Source organism: Agrobacterium sp. rho-13.3, from assembly GCF_033957765.2.
In the GTDB taxonomy this organism is placed as follows: domain Bacteria; phylum Pseudomonadota; class Alphaproteobacteria; order Rhizobiales; family Rhizobiaceae; genus Agrobacterium.
The window spans coordinates 557,995-578,532 of sequence record NZ_CP192775.1 but is presented as its reverse complement, the minus strand read 5'-3'; the positions used below and the strand labels follow the sequence as shown (position 1 = coordinate 578,532).

Below are 20,538 nucleotides of genomic sequence, written 5' to 3'. Positions count from 1 at the left end.
TCAACCTTCCTCGTTCCAGACCAGCACGCGGATCGGCGTCGGATCGAAACCGTTGCAGGGATTGTTGATCTGCGGGCAATTGGAGATGACGAGCAGCACGTCCATCTCCGCCTTCAGTTCGACGTAGTCGCCCGGTGCCGAGATGCCATCCACAATGGTCATGCCGCCGTTTGGCGAGATCGGCACGTTCATGAAAAAATTGATGTTGGGGGCGACGTCGCGTTTGCCCATGCCGTATTTGGCCACTTCCGCAACGAAGTTGTCGCGGCACGCGTGAAGATATTTCGTGCCGTGGCCGAAGCGCACCGTGTTGCTCTCGCAGGAGCAGGCGCCGGCGGATGTATCATGACGACCGCAACTATCGGCGGTCATCTGAAGCATGACCCGACCTTCATTCGACATGACTTTCGTGCCGGTCGAAATATAGGCGGCATTCTGTTCGCGCACCGTGTCCTGACTGGAATAGCGCTCGGAATAATCTTCGGCGTTGTAAAACAGCGTATCGATGGCCTGCTGGCCGTAGCTATCCTCGATGCGAACAGTCTGGCCTTTGGCAACGATGGTCGAGAATGGCTTTTCAGCGGCAATGTAGTGGTCCTGCACAGCGTTTTCGAGCGTGCGGGAGAGGGCGGTTTGAATGAAACTAGTCATGATCTTGTCTCCCGGCTCAGATTGTCGCCAATGCGTTGTTCTCGAAACCACGGATGGCTTCGGCGGTCGCCGTGCGGCAAAGGTCATCCTTCGCAACCGCTTCAGCAGCGATACGGGTTATTGTTACCGGGTTTGGCGCGTAGACGGGGTTGGGGTCGAGCGGGTGCGGGCAGTTGGAAAAGCCGATGATCATGTCCATCTCGGCACGCAACTCCACATAATCGGCACCATTCAGCAAAGCCGGATTCCAGAAGAACTGCCCTTCGGCATCGACGCGAACTGGCGCGAAAAGCGTCAGCGCGGCCGGAATGTCGCGCCGGTCAAGGCCGATCTTCATGGCGAGCTTGATGAAATTATCCCGCGTATCGCGCAACAATGTGCCTTGATATCGCGCGTTCGTCGCCGCGTTGGAGCCACCGACGAGGCAATCATGCGCGCCGGAGGAATCTTCGGTGATGGAGAACATCACGCGCCCCATATCTGAAAAGATGACACGGCCTTTGGAAAGGCCCGTCGTCCATTGCATTTTGACCGTATCGGCCAGGTTCATACGCTCGGAGGTTTCAGCAGCGGCCCACGCAATGAGCGCGACGGAGGAAAAGCCGTGACTGAGGCTGATACGTATCGTCTGTTCGCGAGCAACCTTGGTTGACCAGTACCAGCCGCCGGGAATGACCTCCTGGTGCACAACGTTGTCGTGCGCAACAGGGATTTCGGGATAGGGGCTGAACCCCGGCAGGGTCTTGGGCGCGAAATCCAACCCTTTCCTCTGGTGTTCTTCATAGCGTGCACGATTGGCGGCAATTTCTTCGGGCGAACGTCTTTGGTGCATAATGTGCTCCATGGCGGTTGAGTTCGGGTCGTCCCGGTGGGTCTGCCCGTAATGCCGGGTCGTCCCGGCGGGCTTTGATGGTTCAGGCGGCACTTCCGGCGCGGCGCGGCGGCCATATCGGAAGATCACGGGTAATCGTTGCGCCATAGCGCAGCTTTTCTTCGGGTCTGTCACGCGGACGCTCAAATGCGACAACCCGCGTTGCCAGCGTGAAGGCTTCACGCATATCGTGCGTCACCATCACCACCGTCATCGGCGTCTCGTTCCACAGACGTTTCATCAACAGGTGGATTTCGGCGCGTATGCCGGGGTCGAGTGCGCCAAATGGCTCATCCAGCAACAGAACCTTCGGGCGCATCAACAGTGCTTGCGCCAGTGCCAAACGCTGCTGCATCCCGCCGGAAAGCTGTGCCGGATATTTTTCTTCCGTACCGGCAAGGCCGACATCGGCAATCATGGCGCGGGCTTCTTCTATTGCACCACGGCGGGCGGCACCGAAAAGTTTGCCCGTGAAGCGTGATGCCGCAAGCTCCTTGCCGATCAGCACATTGCCCAGCACCGTCAGGTGCGGAAAGACCGAATAACGCTGGAAGACAACGCCCCGGTCCGGCCCCGGCTCCGGCGAAAGTGGCTGACCATCCAGACGTATGGAGCCGCGTGTTGGGTTTTCCTGCCCTAAAAGCATACGTAGAAACGTCGTCTTGCCGCAGCCCGAAGGGCCGACCAGAGCGACAAAAGCGCGGGACTCTATGTCGAGCGATATGTTCTCCAGAACGATCTGGTCACCATACTCTTTCCAGACATTCTCAATGCTGATCGCACTCATGACTTGATCTCCAATGCGGACCAAGGGAAGACGGACAGCCTGAAACGCTCCAGCAGCCAGTCTGTCAAAACAGCGATGAGGGTAATCCAGACCACGTAGGGAAAAATCACGTCCATCGCCAGATAACGGCGTACGAGGAAAATGCGATAACCGAGGCCGGAGTCCGAAGAAATTGCCTCGGCGGCGATGAGAAACAGCCATGCTGGCCCGATCTGCAAACGCAGGCAGGTGATAAGGCGCGGCAAAACCTGCGGCAGAACCACCCGCAGCGCGACCTGCCAGGAGTTTCCGCCAAGAGTCTCTGCCTTGATGACCTGCTCACGCGGCAACTCGATGGCTTTGAGGGCCAGATCACGGATCATGACCGGCGTGACGCCGATGACGATCAACGCAATCTTCGAAACTTCCCCCAGACCCAGTGCGATGAACAGAATGGGCAGGAGCGCCAGCGGCGGCACCATCGAAACTGCTGCAACAAAAGGCGAAAGCAGCGAACGGGCATAGGGTAACATGCCAATCATCATGCCGATGGCCAATGCTGTGGCCGTCGCTATGCCGAGGCCTGAGAAAAGTCGAATGAGACTTGCAATCGTATCGGTCCACAAAACGATATCGCCGGTGCGGGCATCCGGTATGAAAGCCATCCGGTTGATGGCATCGGCAAATCCCGCAAACCCCGGCAGCAGCTTGTCATTGGCGTTTTCAGCCATCCTTGCCGCCGAGCCAATCGTGTAAGCGATCAGAACTGCTGCGAAGGGCAGAGCAGCAAGGGCAAGTCGGGCACCGCTTGAAGGCCGCGTATTGATCCAGCGCATGGAAAGGCTCCTGATTGAAGCGTCATCACAATGCCGGGCGCTTGTCGCCCGGCTGTAGCGTCGTGAAACGGTCGCCCTTACAGCGTGCCCTTGGCGGCAGCATCCATGTATTCGGTGGTGAAACGGAACTTCACATTGGCCTTGTCGCCATGGATCGCGCCATCAGGAAACGCGATGCCGATGACATCGGCCGAAGGTGCACCATTGCCGAGAAGACCTTTTTCGAACAGGAAGTTACGAACGAGATCCATGGTCTTCGGCAGGTTTGGCGAAGCCGTGAATGCAACGGCATCGGCAGGCTTGTCGAACAACTTGGTCGCGGCCATCTGTGCCTCGAAGCCGGCAAGATCGGTGCCGGAAGCCGTACCCATTGCCGAACGTGCGGCCTTGCCTTCAGCGCTATCGGCGGTCATCACCGTCATCGTGTCGTACCAGATGCCGGCAAGTGCCTTGCCGAAATCCGGATTGTCTTTCAGCACATCACTATTGGCGACCATCAGGTCGATAATCTCGCCGGGGATTTGCGAGCTGTCGAAGACCTTCTTGGCCGATGGTGTTTCGAGGATTGCGGAAACCAGCGGGTTCCAGGTCACGACTGCGGTGACATCAGGCGTCTGGTAGGCGGCGACCATATCGGCGTCTGAGGTGTTGACGACCTTAACATCGCGCTCGGTGGAGCCGATGCTTTCCAGCGCGCGGGCGAGCAAATAGTGAGAAACGGAAAATTCCACGAGATTGACGTTTGCCCCTTTGACGTCAGAGAGGCTCGTCTTGTCTTTCAGGATAACGGCGTCATTGCCGTTCGAAAAATCGCCGACGATAACGGCGGTGGTATCGATCCCGCCAGCAGCCGGAATGGAAAGTCCGTCCATGTTGGTCAATGTCACGGCATCGTAGGCGCCAGCGGTATACTGGTTCATCGACTCCACATAGTCGTTGAACTGCGTAACCTCGATATTGATCCCGTATTTGTCAGCCCATTTCTTGACGATGCCATGGTCGTTTGCATAACCCCAGGGCATCCAGCCGACATAGATCGACCACGCAACCTTGAAATCCTTTTTAGGCGCGGCATTCGCAGTGGACACACCGGAGAGCGCCAGCGAAGCCGTGAGCGCGGTGATGGCGAGAATGGTCTTGAATGTCTGCATTGGTATTCCCCTTTTGCTTTTTGTCAAAAAGGGATCGGCACACACCAACGCCGCCAATCCCTTGGCTAACGAGGTCTCCCGGGCTTTTATCCCGCCGTGCATCTGAGCGGAATGTCTCCCCGCCCAGTGGCTGCTCTCGGACCAGTCACGCAAAAGCGCCGGAACCCTAGCAACCAACTCTACGGACATAGAAGCAAAGGCCATGCCAGTTCAATATTGGATTAAAATCAGGGGTATTTGCCCGGCAGAGCGGATGAACGCAAAACAAGCTGGCGTCAAATTGGTCAGGCAGGCAAGGTATGCATGCAATTTAGGCAGTCAGAACACGCCGGCAGCCTTGATCTTCCCGCTCACCGCGCCGTCTTCGGATCAATCATTTTCCCTGATCGCGATGCCATGAAGTTCTCACGGCAAACGGCAGGTGTTTACTTTCCTGCACGGTTGAAGGCAGGGCATCCAGTTCACACCGTTTGCTTGGGGCATAATTTTTACCAAAGACCGAACACCGCTGAATGGATTTCGCTTGAGCAGCGCCGTCTGCGATGAGCCAGGTGCCCGTGAGGATGAGCAGGCTCCCGGCAATCTGCAACAGGGTTATCGGCTCGCCGAAGACGAGCCAGGCGACGCCCATGATGAGAACGTAGCTGACGGCTGAAAGCGGAAAGGCCGCGCTGAGGTCCAGTTCTGACAGTACGGCCATCCATATCCAGAAACAGGCAATCTCGGCAGCAATGGCCAAGCCGAACCAGGGTGAACCGAAAAGCTGGTCGAGCCAGTGAGCGGGAGTATCCGCAATGGCAGCGGCGCTCTGCTTGAGAAAAACCTGCTGCAAGGTGTTCAACAGCGGCACCAGCAGCCAGACGGCGCGGATTGATCTCATGGTGCGATATCCTTGCCATCGTCCCCGGCCAGAAATGGCGCGATCCGCTTGAGAACCGCATGGGCAATGCGGTTGGTGTGGCGGAAGAACATGGCGTTTTCCGTCAGCTCGCTGCCAAGCTTTACCTTGTTGCGATAATAGGCCTGCCCGCTCTGATAACGCTCGATACCGTTCTCAAGACAATAGCGAAGGTTTTCGAACCAGCTCAGATAATAGAGATTGTAGGATCGGCCACGTTCGGCATCCATACAGAAGAACTTGTCGATGAGCTGCCCATCGTCATGAAGCAGGAGGTTGAATGCGAGAACCTCACCCTTGGCGGTATAGACCGTGCAGAAAGCATTCTCCGGCATATGGTGCAGGATTCCGGAAAAATAGGCAGGTGTCAGATCCTCGAACTGCCATTCGCTGCGTTCGCGGGTCTGGTGGTAAAGCTCCATAAAACGTGCCTGCCATGGGCCTAAATCACTCACCCTTTCGACGGTCACTGCCGAAGCGGCACGCAGTTTGCGGCGCATGTCCTTGCGCGTGCCGGATGATAGGGTTGCAAGATAATCGTCTATGGTCTGAAAATCGATGTCGCGCCAGGCGGTCGGCATACCGCTTGTGTCCACATATCCGCGTCGTTCAAGCAACTGGGCAAATGCTGGCTCAAGCGGTAGCGGCATATCCTTGAGGGCGACCAGCGTGCAGCCTTCAGCCGCGGCTGTCGCTTCAAAACCGGCCAGCAATTTGGCCAGGATTGTACCATGGTGCCGTGGTGGCACAGCCGGGTGAAAACCAACGACACCGTTTTCCGTACATGGAGAGCCAAGGCAAGCAAGTTTGAGTTTCAGGAAACGCGGGGCGATGGTGCGAACCCAGCCGATCATGGTGTGCAGACGACCGCGTGGCAGCGTCGTTTCCAGCCCGTAATCGCATAAAAAGGCGGGCATCGCGGCGACGATCATGCCGTCCTGCTCGACGGTGACGTAACGCCAGTGAAAATCATCGAGGCCGCCGTTTTCCACCGCCAAAAGATAATCGTAACCCTCGAGATTTCCCACAAAACAGGCGTTCCAAGCGGAGCGCTCTATCGTCGAAAGACCCTCATGGATCTCGACTTTGAGATGATGCTGGTCAATTTCGACCAGATCGCCAGCCGGTTTTGCTTTAAGATTTTGCAGCATCATCTGTCTCGAAAAAATCGGCGGTGAGATCGGCGACGACACGGCGCTGCCGATCGACATGGATCATGTGATAGCTGTCATCCAGCCAATGAAGACGATTGCGTCCGCCGATATGGTCGGCGATGTAGGTGGCATGGGACGGACCACTCAGATCGTCCTCACGGGAATGAATGATCAAGGTCGGTGTTTTCATCGATGGCAGGCGGGATTTCAGCGTGCGACCAAGTTCGTGCATTTCAAAGAGTGCCTTGCCCGGAAAGCTTTCCAGCATTCCGTCGTTGCCCATGCCCGCAATCAGCCGTCTCATGCGCTCATCCTTGATGCCAAGCGATGCGTTTTCACGAAAGTTCATCCTGCCGAGCAGCGGCAAATGTGAAATCCAGCGCAGATGCGGCGACAGCAATGAGTAACGGTGTGGCACTTCCCAGCCGTCGTAATGAAAGCAGGGAGAGTAGATCGCGGTCGCTTCTATTTTGCCCGGACTGTCGGCCGCAGCCATCATCGCCAGCTTGCCGCCCACGCAGATACCGGCGGCGTAAACAGTGTCGACACGTTTGGAAAACCCGGCTCGCGCCTCGTGCACGCTTTCCAGCCAATCCTCCCAACGGGACCGTCTCAGGGCCGCCGCGTCCATGCCGTGACCGGCCAGAAGCGGCGCAAACACGCTATAGCCGCGTCGGTTGAGATGACGGGCAACGAGACGCATTTCTGCCGGTGCGCCGGTTAGGCCATGGATGAGAAGCACGCCCCTGCCGTTGGTGCCTTCTTCGAAGAGGGTTGGGATTTCTGTTTTCATAGACCACTTGCGCCGACACAGACGACGCCTCCGACAATCAGCGCAATGCCCAGCAGGCGGCGATGATCAAGTCTTTCTTTGAACAGGATCGCTGCTGCAATGGCGATCGTGACATAGCTCAATGCCATGAGAGGAAAGGCGACCGATAGCGGGGTTTCGGCAAGAACGACGATCCACGCCAAGAGTTCGACGCCCCAGAATGCAACGCCTAGCCATGTCGCAGGGACAAGGAGAAAGTTCGTGCCTTCACGCATCGCCGCGTATTTGAAGCAGAGCTCGCGCCCTGTTTCCGTAACGATGCAGAACGCGATCGTCGCAGACAAGATCATTCCGGGGCTCATGCCATCACCTGCGACAGCACTTCGAGAAGGGCGTGATTGGCGGCGCTGTTGATGTTGCTGGCCACATCCATGTCACGTCGCCGCAACGGCTGGTCGATCATGACCTCGGCTTTTTTGAGCAGGCGCATCGCAAGCGATCCACCATACCGCGGCTCGGAATAATCGCCGGTGACGTCGGCGCCGATGATCCGATGGCGCAAGCCGATCTCGTGGATGATCCACAGGACATAGGGCAGGCTCATGCAACCCTGATCCCAGTTTGTGACAGCATCCGAATGAACGAGGCTGTCCTTGTCGATCGTGATGTAGACCGCGTCGGTCTTGATCCGCTGAAGAAGGCGGTCAATGAAATTGCTCTCGCCGAGATTTGACATCAGCACCCAGTGCAGGTCCGATCCGAGCTGGGAATAGCTGGCGCCAGAACCAAATCTGCCTTTCACACGGCTTGGCGGATGTGCATAGGGATATAGCTCAAGTTTGCCGCAGCGGAGCAAATCGAGATTGGCGCCCTTGCGGTCCGGCGATGTAAGATCGTTGCTGCAAACACCCAGCGTGATGATTTTGTTCACATTCGGATGCGCGGCTGCGGCATTGATCCAGGAGCCGCAGTGCAGCCCCTTCGAGAAATGCACCCAGTCTGGATGGTTGTCGATATGAATGACGGTAACCGGGCATTCGAATTCTTCCAAAGCATCGGCCAGCAGCAATGCGGTCACGTGATGAAAATCACCCGATCCCGTGAAACACAGGCGTGGCTGGTGTTTGCGGATACCCTCCACATGCGCAAGACTTTGTTTTAAGGCCCAGAGCCTGTCATTGCGGCTCCAGAGCCGCAATGACAGGCCGCATGTTTTGTCTTCGACTTCACGGGCGCCAGCCGTCAGCGCGGCCCCCACGAAATCGGGTTGCAACTCCAACGCGTCATCCAGATGGAGAAGCAATATCTGCACGGATCTATCTCCGCTCGGCACGGTTCAGGAGTTGATCAAGCAGTTCGATGGCCAGCTTGATCTCCTCAGTCGAAATCATCAGATTCGGAGCGAATGTGATGACGTTCTTGTGGTAACCGCCGACATCGAGCACGAGGCCGTATGTCTGGCCATTGACGTAAAGATCGCCTTTCATGCCCTCATCGCACATCCAGTCGAGCGTGGCCTTGTCCGGCGTGTAGCTATCGGCCTGGCAAATCTCCATGCGTAGCGCCAGACCCAGACCGTCCACTTCACCGATGATGGCATGGCGGGACTTCAGTTCTTTCAGACCTTCCAGGAACAGAGCCCCCTTGGCCATGACGCTCGCACCAAAATCCTCCTCCTGAACCATTTTGAGGGTCTCAAGCGCCACGGCAGTTCCCATGGGGTTGCTGGCGAATGTCGAATGTGTTGAGCCGGGTGGGAAGATGGTGGGGTTGATCATCTCTTCCCGCGCCCAGATGCCAGACAACGGGTTCAGCCCGTTGGTGATGGCCTTGCCGAAGACCAACACGTCCGGCGACACGCCAAAATGTTCGATCGACCACAGCTTGCCGGTCCGGTAGACGCCCATCTGGATTTCATCGACCACCATCAGAATACCGTGCTCGTCGAGCACCTTTTTCAGTTCGATGAAGAAATTCATCGGCGGAATGACATAACCGCCGGTGCCCTGGATCGGCTCGATATAGAAGGCGGCATATTCGGACTTGCCAGCTTTCGGATCCCATACGCCGTTATATTCGCTTTCGAACAGGCGGGCGAATTTCTGTACGCATTGGTGACCGTATTCCTCCTTCGACATGCCCTTGGGGCCGCGGAAGTGGTACGGGAACTCAATGAATTGCGCCCGTTCTCCGAAATGGCCGTAGCGACGGCGATAACGATAGCTGGACGTGATGGCCGTCGCGCCAAGCGTGCGGCCGTGATAGCCGCCCTCGAAGGCAAACATCAGACTTTTGCCGCCCGTATAGTTGCGGACGAGTTTGAGCGAGTCCTCGACCGCTTGCGAACCACCGACGTTGAAATGCACGCGGCCCTTATTGCCGAACTTCCGTTCTGCATCCTGAGCGATCATCGCCGCCAGTTCCACCTTTTCGCGGTGCAGATACTGGGAGGCGACCTGCGGCAGTTGGTCCAGTTGGCGATGCGCAACGGCGTTCAGACGCTCGTTGCGATAACCGAAATTCACGGCCGAATACCACATCTGGAGATCGAGAAAGGGCGTCTCGCTGCTGTCGAAAAGGAAAGAGCCTTCACAGCCGCTGAAGAATTTCGGATGGTCGGTGTAGTGGACCGTATCTCCGTGAGAGCAATAGGCAGCTTCGAGACTGCGAAGCTCTTCTTCGGTGGTCGTGCTGACGACCGGCTCGGCAATTTGCGTATAGGCGTTCATGGTGTTTCCTTGGATTATGCGGTTCTTGCCAGCCGGGAGGCGGGGACTCGGCTGGACGTTTTGTCGAGAAGGCTTGCGAGGGCGGATTGCACATCGACGAAACCCTCGTAGGGAATGAAGGGAATGGCCTGCTGATCGCAGTAGGTGGCGAGCTTGGACTTGGCGAAGACGAGCAGCGCCTGATGCGAAACGCAGAAGTCGCTTCGCCCATCGCCGACATAGATGTGATCGCCCTGCGCCTGAATGATATTGCATTTGCAGACACCAGAACCTGCGGGGCATCCGGCGCTGGCAAAGGGGGTGTCCAGTCGGTATTGAAACCGCTGTTGCGAAATGCTGGATGACATACGGTTGGCAGTCACCGCGATGTTGGTCATGCCGTATTTTGCAAGGATGCGGCGGATGAAGTGATCGACGCCGTCGCTGACGACGGTGAGGCCGACCCCGTTTTTGCGGCAGAAGTCGAAAAACGCAGGAAATCCGGGGTCGATTTCGATCGTATCCAGAAAGCCGTTGAGGTCCTGAAGTGTCGCATCAATCAAGGGGATCTGGGCGCGCATGCACTCCGCTGCGGTGATCTTGCCAGCGATCCAGTCGTCTTCCAAGCGATGCCACTTGTCCGTCGCGAAACGTTCCAGAACGAGATCCGTGACATCGTCCACCGCGATCGTTCCGTCAAAGTCGCAAAATGCATGCATGTCATGCTCCCTGATTTCGTAGGAGAGCATTTAGGCCCGTGATCTGAAGGCAGGATTAGGCGAAGATGAAGCGAAGCTGAATTCGAACGTCAGGCTGCCGGAATTTCGAACCCCACCCGCAGGCCGTAACCCCATTCCGGCGTATCGAGAAGGATACGGATGCCGAGCCGATTGGCTATGTCCGCAACGATCGTCAGTCCAAGACCGGCACCGGCGCTGTCGTCTGCATCCAGCCGGTTGAAGCGTTGGAACGCATGGGGGTGCTGTTCAGGCGAAATGCCCGACCCGGAATCGCTGATGCAGAGACGCCACCCGTTTTCCGCTTGAGCCAGCGTCACCGCGATACGGGTGCCAGCTGGCGAATATTTGATGGCGTTGTCGATGACGTTGTCGATCATGACGCCCAGCGCCGCGCGGTCTGTCATGACGGATGCCTCAACGTTCTCGATCAAGTCCATCTGCACATCGCGACCGGCGAGCGCCTGTCCAAAACCGGCGACACAGGCTGTTGCCAGATTTGTTAGGTTGACAGGCTCCAGCTTGAGAGGTTGATGGCCGACACGGGCAAGGCGCAGCAACTGTTCGATCAAATGCATGGCGCGTTCGTTGCTTGCCACGAGATCCATCATCAGAGCCTTGCGCTCGTCTTCGGAATCACACCGCTCGAGAAGCTGGAGAAGCAGTTTGATCCCGGCTTGCGGTGTTCGCAACTGGTGTGCGGCAAGATCGGAAAACTGACGTTCCAGCGTGATCGATCTCTCAAGTTTATGGAGGAGAACGTTGAGGGATTGTACAAGCGGTGCCAGATCACGCGGTAGCCCGCCACTCGAAATTCGGGCCAGATCGTCCGGGTTTCGGGTTCGGATCTGTTTGACGAGATGGCGGATGCTGCGCAGGCCGCTATTGATCGCCAGCCAGGTGATGAACGCGATGGCCGGGATAAGCACGAGCAGCGGCAGCGAGAGATTGGTCAGAATATTGCCGACGAGCGTTTGTCGGAGCTGAATATTCTCCGCAATTTCGATCGTGACGTCCTGCCCGAATATGGGCAGAGAATAGACACGCCATAACTCGCCTTGAAAGTGCAGGTCCGTAAAGCCTGCCTTCAACTGCTTGAGCGACGCAGGGAAGGCTTTGCTGCTCTCAAGCGCAAGTGTGCTGCCTCTCCAGGCACGGTACGCATGTGCATCGGCGTAATCATCGGCATCTTCGTTGATCGCCAGCTGGTTGTTCATATTGAAATCGAGATCGGGGACGTGTATCTCCGGCCGCTGCGGTGAACTGAGCGGTCGCTTCAGAAGCGACCAGAGAACGTTCGCGTCATTGATCAGTTGAGCGTCATAGATATTGTCGATTTCTCGCCTTGCACTGTGATAGGCGAGAAGTCCGATCACCGTTATCGTCACGATGATCGTTGGAAGGATGCGCAGTAAAAGTCTTTGACTGAGCGTCATAATGCGCGCTCGATCATGTATCCGACGCCTCGGATCGACCGGATGAACTCCGAGCCGAGCTTCTTGCGCAGATTGTATATCGTCACCTCGATCGTGTTGCTCTCGACCAAGGCGTTCAGGTCATAGAGCGCGTATTCGATATCCGCCTTTGTCACGTAACGCCCGCTCCGCTCCATCAGCAACCGCAGCAGATGGAATTCCTTGGCGGGCATATGCAACTGCTGGCCGTTGCGACGCGCGACCATTGCCGAAGGATCGAGCTCTACTTCTCCGCAGCGGATGATGGTTTCCCCACGCCCCTGTCTGCGGCGTATCAGGGCACGGATTCGCGCAAGCAGTTCGTCCAGATCAAAGGGTTTGGTGAGGTAGTCGTCCGCGCCTTCATCCAGCCCCGCGACCCGGTCGCGCACCCCGTCGAGCGCCGTCAGCATCAGGATCGGAATATCATTCCCCTGCTGACGCAGTCGCCGCGCTATATCCAGCCCGCTTTGCTCCGGCATGTTCACATCGAGGATCATCGCCGCGAACTGGCTATCGCGAAGGGCCTCCAGCGCGCTTGCGCCATCACGAAACCAATCTACTCCATAGGCGTGTTTTTCAAATGCCCGCTTCAGCGACGATCCCAGAATCCTGTCGTCTTCAACGATCAAAAGGCGCATTCACCATTCTCCATAAGGGTCGCGATGTCGGGCTGCTCACTTAGAGCGGTAGTGTGTAGATATTGAAACGTTTAAACCAATCGTCAGCGGTCTTTGATCTCCCAAAACGCCAATATCAGGGCAAGCGTCTTGCGAGGATGCCTGTTGTGCAGGGTATTCAGAACGTCCGCATAGACGAGATCGGCATCCGGGCTGTTTGACCAGCGGTGCAATGTCGACTTCGCCGGTCAGGAGGCGCGTGCGGCGCACAGAACCCCGATCTATGAACGGTGTCAGGCCAAGCCGGCTCATCTCCTGTTTCGAAATACCGTACAAGGCACTGAAGCGGCGCGGATGGTGTCGCAGAGCTGGACCGCGGCTTCACGCGTCTCACGTCCAATCCTTGCTGCATATCTTGGTCGATGCCCAAAATTGCCACCGCGCTGCCGGACAATCAACGCGCGTTCTTCATTGAGAGGCGCTGGTAGACTGTTGATGGTGCGTGTGAACAGTCGATCCACGACAGATGGACGGTAGTGCGCGGCAAGCTGAACGCCCCAGGGAGCCCAGTCGGCGCTTCCTTCAAACACAGGTTCTTTCATCTGCCTGGTTTCTGCCAATGCGATGCAAGCGTCCTGAAAAGGGAGGGTTTCATCGAGTTTTGGCGCAGCGATGCTTGGCGGGGAGGCCTGCCAAGCCTCGATCGTATGGCCGGTGATCGCAAAAACGTAATCGCGTGTCTCTATCGGCAGTGCCCCGGTGGACAGAAAACGCGCAAATCCGTTCTCTCCGGCATTGTAAGCGGCCGCAGAAGCACCAAAGTTTCCGAAACTAATTTCAAGCGCCTTCAGATATGCTGCCGAGGCATCCAAAGCATCGATCACATCGAAACTATTGTCGAGTCCACGGCGTTTGGCGGTGGCAGGCATGAACTGGGCAATGCCCTCGGCACCTTTTGAGCTCACGGCGTCTGGCCGGAATAGGCTTTCGCGCCAAATAAGCCGGGCGAAAAAAGCAGGCGGAACACCGTGAATGTCTGCGACGTGACCAATCGTCTGGCAGAGGTCTGTATTGAAGCTTTGTTGACGGATGCAGAGAGAACGAGTGCCTATTTCACGATCGTAAAGGCAAGGTTCATTGGCCGTCGTCTCGCCAGCAGATACAACAATCGGTAACAACACGGCGACCAAACCTGGAAAAACCGCTGTCCCGACCAACCGGATGTTTATGGTTCTATAGGTTCTCATGTTGGGCTTTGAGTGGCTGAGTTATGGAATCCCGTATATTAGACGCGCGAAACACGTATTGAGTGCATGATATAGCATGGGGAAGGCCTTATTATAGTGCCATTCAATGGATGGCGTTTCCTATCCTCATGCGATCACATTCCGCGCGAGCGGGCCTCTCTGGATTTTAAAGGAGCTATGTGAGACCCCCCATTTCCATCGTCTTTCCGCTCTTCGCAATCACCCGACACGTCGTATTTAGCGGCTGTCTTTCATGGCTTTATGAAGGGCGTCGTTGATCCGGTCTTGCCAGCCTGGCCCGTCTTCCTGAAAAAAAGCCAGCACGTCGCTATCCAGCCGGATTGAAACCATTTCCCGGCTATTTGGAATTGCTGGTTTTTCGACCACTTGGGCTGCCGCTTTATTGACGGGTTTGAATAGGGCCTCAGCCGCGTCCATCGGGTTCAAAGGCCTGCGTGGAGTTTTGCTCATCGAACTATCCTGAAAATCGAACAATAATTGTTTTTCGTGTTTCACGGTAAAAAACCACGTCTATCGAAGCAGTCTCACCCAAACGGCATTTTTCGCAACACGGCGTGGATCATATCAGACCTTTTGTCACTCTCGGCGAAAATATCTAACATCTAAGGCTCTTGAGATAATCAATGAGAAGGCGTTGGCGTAAGGAATAGCGATGGGCATAAGGCCACACCGCGTAAACCGGGGTGCTGGCATTTACAATTTCATCGGTGAGGACGGTGCAAAGGTGACCAGCGCTCAGGTCGTCTTCGATCGAGATGATCGGCAGGTATGCGATCCCGACGCCCTGAATAGCCAGCTTGATACGCGTGTCGATATCATTACAAATGATCGATTGAGGGAGAGTGACCGAACCTATGTTTGGCAGAGGCCAGGGCTGTATGAGGCCTGAATTTCTCGAACGATAATGAATGAGTGTGTGAGATAAGAGATCGTCACCCTTGCTTGGGCGACCGCGACCTTCAAGGTAGGCGCGACTGGCAACCAGAACACTCACCATCTCTCCCAGATAATGATAGCGTAAATTGCCATCCGGAACGCCTCCAACACGCAAAGCAGCGTCGAAATTTTCCCCGACCAGATCAACAAATCGATCTGAGAAGTCAAACTCGACTTCAATTTTCTCATGTTTTCCCAAGAAAGCGTGGAGCTTGTCGCTGAACATTTTTGGGACCGGGGCTATACTGATCTTAATCTTCCCGCTTGGCGTTTCGTTGGAAGACAGCATTGCGTTCTGCATCGCATCGATTTCTTCCAGTATACGCTGAGCGTGACCGAGGAAACGTTCTCCCTCAAACGTCAATGAGATACGGCGTGTGTTGCGCTGTAATAACTGTGCGCCAACTGCACCTTCCAGATTTGCCACACGTTTTCCAACCGTTGACGCACTTAAGCCGAGGGCGCGCCCCGCTGACACAAAACTACCTGTCTGGGCGACTTTTACGAACACTGAAATTGCAGAGAGCGATTCGATCATGCCTTGCCACCAAATTTCAAGATTACGTCCCTTTCCGGCGTGAGAGTCCGGACGGGCAGACCGGTTATGTTGCACCGCAATATACTATAGGTACGTTGAGACAGAAAAAATCGCAACCAGTGCGAGCATAGTATTATTTCAGATTAATGGGTCGCAAGATTCGGTCATTCATCCAATCACTATTGATAGTGCCCTCGATATTTCAACTAAGTCAAAGGGGTGGAAATGAACATTCAAGCACATTCTTCAAGCGCGCATCAGTTACGCAAACCTCTCGTAAAAAACTCCGATCTGACGTGGCGCATGCACGCCACTCAGGATGTCAAGTACAGCATCTCCGTCGTTGCAGATCTTCTTGATCCGACCAATCCAATATTGGCTCAGGCCTGTGGCCGGAAGATAGACAATAATCTAAAAACCAAGAGGCTCGCTGTCATTGATAGTACTGTTTATGAGATATATGGAGAAAAATTCAAAGAATACTTTAATTTTTGGAACTTCGACATTCACTGGAAGATCATCCCCGGTGACGAAATCAACAAGAATGTTGATTCCGTGATAGACGTTACACAGGCTATGTCGTCTGCGGGCCTTCTACGCCGTGGGGAAGTCGTGATCGGTATCGGCGGCGGGGTGCTGCTGGACGTTGTCGGCTTTGCGTCCAGCCTTTATCGCCGAGGCATACCCTATGTGCGGATTCCGACGACACTGATGGGTCAGATCGACGCCGGTATCGGTATCAAGACCGGGATCAATCATGGTGAACATAAAAATCGGCTCGGCACCTATTTCGCCCCGTCGACTGCGCTGATCGACCCGATTTTTCTCAAAAGCCTTGACCAGCGCCACATCTCGAACGGTGTTGCTGAAATCATTAAAATGGCACTCATCAAGGATCACGCCTTGTTTGAGTTGCTCGAGGTCACGGCATCCCGGCTCACACCGGAGATGTTTTCATCTGACGATCCCGCCATCAGGGAGATCATGTCTCGGGCAATCGCGGGCATGTTGGCCGAACTTGAACCCAATCTGTGGGAAGCCGAATTGGCGCGTTGTGTCGATTATGGTCACACCTTTAGCCCCTCACTGGAACTGATCGCCGCGCCCGCATTGCTGCATGGTGAAGCTGTCGCGGTCGACATGGCGCTATGCATTGCGCTGGCCAACGGTCGAGGCCTGATCACGCAAACGGAGGCTCACCGAGCGATCAAATTGATACACCGGTCAGGGCTGCCTATAGCCCACGCCGTTTTCCAGCAGGAATTGCTGGAACGGGCCTTGGTCGACACCGTAAAACATCGTGACGGTTTGCAGCGAATACCACTGACCGATGGCATAGGCGCGGCAACATTTGTCAATGACCTCACCGCCGCTGAACTGGCAGCTGCCCTGACGTTCATTGCCGACCAGCAGCGCATATTTGAGCGGGATATACCGTGACAGGCGCGGTCACGGTGATTGACGTCGGCGGCACCCATCTTCGATGGGCGAACTGGACCCCTGAACGGGGTACCTGGGGTCGGCGGAGCGCGCTTAGCCCCAACTTCCGGCGTTATCCGACATTGTCGGCACCTGAACTGCAAACTCGACTTATCGATTCGATTTGCGACATCGTCCCTCATACTGACGATACCATCGTGGGTCTATCGTTCGGTGCAGCCCTAAACCAACTCACTGGTACGGTATACGCCTCCGCGCCGTTATGGGGGCCATATGATACGCCGCTCAACGTGCTGGATATATTGTCACGCAAGAGGGGGGATGTTGCCTGGCACGTCGTAAACGATGTGACCGCGGCCCTGTTGCACGTCGCATCGCAAGAGCTCTGCAAACAAGACCGTAAAGTTATGCTCGTCACCATCAGCACCGGCATTGCAGCACGAACAATAGACCGCAGGACCTCGCGGATTCCCCTGGATGCCAGCGGATTGCAGGGCGAAATCGGCCACTTGCCAATGTCTGCCGTTCTCTTTGACCGGCCGATCATTCTGAAATGCGATTGTGGCGAGCCTGGCCATCTCTCCGCCTATGCCTCCGGGCCCGGCATCAGGCAAATGGCCCTGGCTCTGCGAGAGCGATATCCGAGAGACTGGGAAAATTCGCTGCTCGGACACGGAGATGGAATGCCGTGGGAGGAAACCTTCAGCTCTGCTTTGGTTGCGGGAGACAGCATCGCAACGAAATTGCTGGACGCGGTGACGGCTCCTGTCGCCGACGTCTTGCGAACCGCCCTGTGTTTGGACCCGGACCTGGACCGCATCGTCTTGACCGGTGGCGTGGCTGTCGGGCTTGGCGCGCACTACAGAAACGCCATTTTGTCACATCTGCGCTGCAAAGGCCTCTATCTGACCAGCAAGTTTACACCGCAGTGGATCGAAGACCGAATTGTGGTCAGCGACGCAGATTGTCTCGTCGGAGCAGGAATAGCGGCGTTGATGGAGAGGGTGCCATGACAGAGACGCATCGTGCAATCGTGCGGAAACAGGGTGCGTTGCGTGTCCTCGATCACCCCACACCCATGCCAAAACAACACGAATTGCTGGTTGCTCCACTCTATGCCGGACTGTGTGGCACAGATATTCAAATCTTGCGCGGACTTCGCTCCGAGCCTAGTCCGATCATCGGTCATGAGGGTGTCGCACGCGTGGTCTTCAGCGGTGGCGATGTGCCCGACTATTTGGCGCCGGGAACGCTCGTCTGCATCAACCCGACGCATCGTGACGATTCATCTTTTCTGCTTGGTCACAATGTCGAGGGTCTCTTTCAGGAGCGTGTCCTGATCACTCGCTCTGCTGTGCTTGGCGGGTTGGTGATCCCACTCTCCGAAACCTTCAACACGGAACTATCCACATTGCTGGAGCCGCTGGCGGTGGTGCACTACGCATTTCAACTTCTGGCGGAGCATCACCCACACACTCTGGTCATATTTGGTGACGGGGTCATTGGGCATCTGGCCGCACGGGCCGCTGCTGATCTGCTCGGCGCGACGACACGGATCGTGCATTTGCACCACACCATGCGCGGCATGGATTGGAGCAGAGATCACGGTGTGCCGAATGTTCAATGCGTATTGCATGATGAAGCCGGGGCTCATCGTCTGTCCAAACGCTCTACCCATGAGCGGGTCGCCGTCCTGATTGCCACGCCCCGGGACGCGACATTGTTATGCCTGGAAACCGCACTGCGCAATTTGTCCGGTGAACTTGCCATCGACCTCGTCGGTGGCCTACCGCCCGGCTGTGCAACACAGCTTTTGCCAGGTATCGATTTAACCTCTGTGCGTGCAGCGAACTGCGCGGGCTCACCCGATCCGGCACTGCGATTCAATGTGCAAACCAGCACCGGAAGGACTGTATCTCTCGTGGGTCACCGTGGTGTGGCGCACAGGCATTTGAGAGCCGCTGCAGCAGAGTTGACCAAACATCCGGCGCGTTATCGAAAGTTGATAACCCATCTGGTGGATATCGATGAGGCCGCCGCCGTTATGAGCCAACTGGCCACCTCGCGCGATAGAATCGTCAACGGACACCGGCTGATCAAACTCGCGGTCCGTCTCTCGTCGCAAGGCGATATTCCAGGAGGTCCAAAATGGCTCCATTAGTTGGCCGCCGAGGTCTGGTGGTGGGTGGCTCGACGGGAATTGGGCGCGCCATAGCGCAAGCCTGGTCGCAAGCTGGCATGGAGGTTGTGGTCCTCAGTCGATCCCAACCGGCAGAACCGACCGAACTGCGCTGGACTGCACTCGATCTGACCGATGAGGCGTCAACCAGATCGACGTTGGCTGACGTCGTCGGTGAACCTTTGCACGCTGTAAGCTTTGCGGCTGTTCATTATGGTGATCGGCGGGCCAAATTTTCCGACACGCCCTTGTCGCAGTGGCGCCAACAACTCGAAGTGAACCTCAATGGTTTGTGGCTCACCTTGGCTGCGTCCTTGCCCGTGCTGCGTGAGGCGCGCCCGGGTCTGTTCCTGAATGTGTCCTCCGAAGTCGTCTTCAATGGTGGCCCAGGGCGTGCGGGCTACGCCGCGACCAAGGCGGGGTGCGCTTGTCTCATTGAATCGGTCTCTCAAGAGGAAAATCCCGACGACGTCCGCATCGTCTCGGTGTTGCCGGCGGGCATGGTCGATTCACCCGGCATCCGGCGGCGACGACCGGCCGATTTCGATTATTCCAACTATATGCGTCCGGAGAGTTTCGGTCCGATCGCGGTCGAATTGGCGACCACACTGGATGCAAAATATCATGGCGACAGCTTGATGGTGAACAATGATGGCAGTTGGAGTTCCGTGCGGAGCGGCGTTCCCGCATCCCAAAGCGATCGGACCCGGATGTGAACGCGCCTCGACTGGGTTTAGTCGACTGGCGCTTGCCGGTCAGCGGTCCAGATGCCGTGCTGCTCGCCGCACGGCTGGGAGCCGACGGCATCCAGCTTGACCTCGGAGGCCCGGGGCGAACGCCATGGCTGGACGAAGCAGATCGCCTGCGTGCTCTCCAGTCTGTGCTGGTCGAAACCGGAGTGAGCCCGCTGGCGATCTCCGTCAATGTCCTCAACGATATAGGTTTGACCGCCAAAGAAGGCACGGCTGCGGCCCGTCAGGTCCGGCTGCTTATAAACAGAGCATTCGACGTCGCCGTCGAATTGGGCATTCGTCTCGTACTTGTTCCCAGTTTCAGATGCAGTGCGATCGATACGCCATTGGCACTTGCAAGCACGGCTCGACGACTGCGCTGGGCCTGCGCCGAAGCACAAAAAAGAGACCTGTTGGTGGCGACAGAAAATGTTCTTGCACCAATACAGCTCCAACAACTGATGACACGCGTGGGCTCGCCGAATTTGCGGGTCATGTTGGATACAGGCAATCCCCGCTCCGTGGGTTTGGACCCGCTGAGTGTGTTGCAGGCAGCCGGCTCAATGCTCGCCGACCAGATACACATCAAAAATCCTGACGGCGATACGCCGTTAAGTGTCGAAGATCCGGCAATTCTCAAAACGATTGAAGCACTGCGATGGACTGATTTCACCATCGACGCACTGGTGCTCGAAAACGACTATCGAAATGGTGAATTGGATCGCATCTCAGCCGATCTTGGCTGGCTGAGACTCCAGACAGCTGCGCACCCACGTCACCATTTCACAGCATAAATAGCCAAGCGATTTCAGGAATATGACGATGCAT

The 20,538-nt window shown here is 56.3% G+C and carries 22 protein-coding genes and 1 riboswitch; of the genes, 5 read left to right on the top strand and 17 right to left on the bottom strand.

Going from position 1 to position 20,538, the window contains the following annotated elements; translation table 11 throughout:
- The 17 genes from RMR16_RS17570 to RMR16_RS17490 all read right to left on the bottom strand — a co-directional run bounded on the left by RMR16_RS17570 (position 1) and on the right by RMR16_RS17490 (position 15,360).
- A complete protein-coding gene (locus RMR16_RS17570) occupies positions 1-651 on the bottom strand; it encodes an urea amidolyase associated protein UAAP2 (protein ID WP_320198604.1) in 651 nt (216 codons plus the stop codon).
- Between the two features lie 16 nt (positions 652-667).
- On the bottom strand, positions 668-1,486 hold the full coding sequence (locus RMR16_RS17565) for an urea amidolyase associated protein UAAP1 (protein WP_320198995.1): 819 nt from the start codon (positions 1,484-1,486) through the stop codon (positions 668-670).
- Between the two features lie 79 nt (positions 1,487-1,565).
- Positions 1,566-2,309, bottom strand: a complete 744-nt coding sequence (locus RMR16_RS17560; RefSeq protein WP_320198603.1) for an ABC transporter ATP-binding protein — start codon at positions 2,307-2,309, stop codon at positions 1,566-1,568.
- Positions 2,306-3,124, bottom strand: coding sequence for an ABC transporter permease (locus RMR16_RS17555; protein WP_320198602.1), 819 nt, complete (start codon positions 3,122-3,124; stop codon positions 2,306-2,308). Before RMR16_RS17555 ends, RMR16_RS17560 begins: the two co-directional genes overlap by 4 nt.
- Positions 3,125-3,201: 77 nt before the next feature.
- Positions 3,202-4,275, bottom strand: a complete 1,074-nt coding sequence (locus tag RMR16_RS17550) for a putative urea ABC transporter substrate-binding protein (RefSeq protein WP_320198601.1) — start codon at positions 4,273-4,275, stop codon at positions 3,202-3,204.
- Positions 4,276-4,348: 73 nt separating this feature from the next.
- A riboswitch (guanidine-I (ykkC/yxkD leader) is annotated at positions 4,349-4,456 on the bottom strand.
- Positions 4,457-4,648: 192 nt separating this feature from the next.
- Positions 4,649-5,155, bottom strand: coding sequence for an EamA family transporter (locus tag RMR16_RS17545; protein WP_320198600.1), 507 nt, complete (start codon positions 5,153-5,155; stop codon positions 4,649-4,651).
- Positions 5,152-6,324: a GNAT family N-acetyltransferase gene (locus RMR16_RS17540; protein WP_320198599.1), complete on the bottom strand. Its 1,173-nt coding sequence runs from the start codon at positions 6,322-6,324 to the stop codon at positions 5,152-5,154. The genes RMR16_RS17545 and RMR16_RS17540 overlap by 4 nt, the downstream gene beginning before the upstream one ends.
- Complete coding sequence (locus tag RMR16_RS17535) at positions 6,308-7,120, bottom strand: alpha/beta hydrolase (RefSeq protein WP_320198598.1); 813 nt, start codon at positions 7,118-7,120, stop codon at positions 6,308-6,310. Before RMR16_RS17535 ends, RMR16_RS17540 begins: the two co-directional genes overlap by 17 nt.
- Positions 7,117-7,461, bottom strand: coding sequence for an EamA family transporter (locus tag RMR16_RS17530; protein WP_320198597.1), 345 nt, complete (start codon positions 7,459-7,461; stop codon positions 7,117-7,119). Before RMR16_RS17530 ends, RMR16_RS17535 begins: the two co-directional genes overlap by 4 nt.
- Entirely contained in the window at positions 7,458-8,411 is a 954-nt protein-coding gene (locus RMR16_RS17525; protein ID WP_320198596.1) for an arginase, read from the bottom strand. Before RMR16_RS17525 ends, RMR16_RS17530 begins: the two co-directional genes overlap by 4 nt.
- A 4-nt stretch (positions 8,412-8,415) precedes the next feature.
- A complete protein-coding gene (locus RMR16_RS17520; RefSeq protein ID WP_320198595.1) occupies positions 8,416-9,828 on the bottom strand; it encodes an aspartate aminotransferase family protein in 1,413 nt (470 codons plus the stop codon).
- Between the two features lie 14 nt (positions 9,829-9,842).
- Positions 9,843-10,526: an MtnX-like HAD-IB family phosphatase gene (locus RMR16_RS17515; protein WP_320198594.1), complete on the bottom strand. Its 684-nt coding sequence runs from the start codon at positions 10,524-10,526 to the stop codon at positions 9,843-9,845.
- An 89-nt stretch (positions 10,527-10,615) separates the two neighbouring features.
- Positions 10,616-11,980 carry a sensor histidine kinase gene (locus RMR16_RS17510; RefSeq protein ID WP_320198593.1) on the bottom strand — a complete coding sequence of 455 codons (1,365 nt, stop codon included), beginning with the start codon at positions 11,978-11,980 and terminating at the stop codon, positions 10,616-10,618.
- Positions 11,977-12,639 (bottom strand): response regulator transcription factor, encoded by a 663-nt coding sequence (locus tag RMR16_RS17505; protein ID WP_320198592.1) that lies wholly within the window; start codon positions 12,637-12,639, stop codon positions 11,977-11,979. The genes RMR16_RS17510 and RMR16_RS17505 overlap by 4 nt, the downstream gene beginning before the upstream one ends.
- A gap of 287 nt (positions 12,640-12,926) precedes the next feature.
- Entirely contained in the window at positions 12,927-13,865 is a 939-nt protein-coding gene (locus tag RMR16_RS17500) for a lytic transglycosylase domain-containing protein (protein ID WP_432354948.1), read from the bottom strand.
- Between the two features lie 237 nt (positions 13,866-14,102).
- Positions 14,103-14,336, bottom strand: a complete 234-nt coding sequence (locus RMR16_RS17495; protein WP_320198591.1) for a BrnA antitoxin family protein — start codon at positions 14,334-14,336, stop codon at positions 14,103-14,105.
- 145 nt (positions 14,337-14,481) lie between these two features.
- Entirely contained in the window at positions 14,482-15,360 is an 879-nt protein-coding gene (locus tag RMR16_RS17490) for a LysR family transcriptional regulator (RefSeq protein WP_320198590.1), read from the bottom strand.
- 225 nt (positions 15,361-15,585) lie between these two features.
- On the opposite strand from RMR16_RS17490, the gene RMR16_RS17485 reads away from it, so the two are divergent.
- The 5 genes from RMR16_RS17485 to RMR16_RS17465 are packed head-to-tail and all read left to right on the top strand — an operon-like array spanning position 15,586 to position 20,504.
- Positions 15,586-16,800: a sedoheptulose 7-phosphate cyclase gene (locus tag RMR16_RS17485; RefSeq protein WP_320198588.1), complete on the top strand. Its 1,215-nt coding sequence runs from the start codon at positions 15,586-15,588 to the stop codon at positions 16,798-16,800.
- On the top strand, positions 16,797-17,813 hold the full coding sequence (locus RMR16_RS17480) for an ROK family protein (RefSeq protein WP_320198587.1): 1,017 nt from the start codon (positions 16,797-16,799) through the stop codon (positions 17,811-17,813). Before RMR16_RS17485 ends, RMR16_RS17480 begins: the two co-directional genes overlap by 4 nt.
- Positions 17,810-18,961 carry an alcohol dehydrogenase catalytic domain-containing protein gene (locus tag RMR16_RS17475; RefSeq protein ID WP_320198586.1) on the top strand — a complete coding sequence of 384 codons (1,152 nt, stop codon included), beginning with the start codon at positions 17,810-17,812 and terminating at the stop codon, positions 18,959-18,961. Before RMR16_RS17480 ends, RMR16_RS17475 begins: the two co-directional genes overlap by 4 nt.
- Positions 18,949-19,695 carry an SDR family NAD(P)-dependent oxidoreductase gene (locus tag RMR16_RS17470; protein ID WP_320198585.1) on the top strand — a complete coding sequence of 249 codons (747 nt, stop codon included), beginning with the start codon at positions 18,949-18,951 and terminating at the stop codon, positions 19,693-19,695. Before RMR16_RS17475 ends, RMR16_RS17470 begins: the two co-directional genes overlap by 13 nt.
- Complete coding sequence (locus RMR16_RS17465) at positions 19,692-20,504, top strand: sugar phosphate isomerase/epimerase family protein (RefSeq protein ID WP_432354944.1); 813 nt, start codon at positions 19,692-19,694, stop codon at positions 20,502-20,504. Before RMR16_RS17470 ends, RMR16_RS17465 begins: the two co-directional genes overlap by 4 nt.
- The last annotated feature ends 34 nt before the right edge of the window (positions 20,505-20,538 follow it).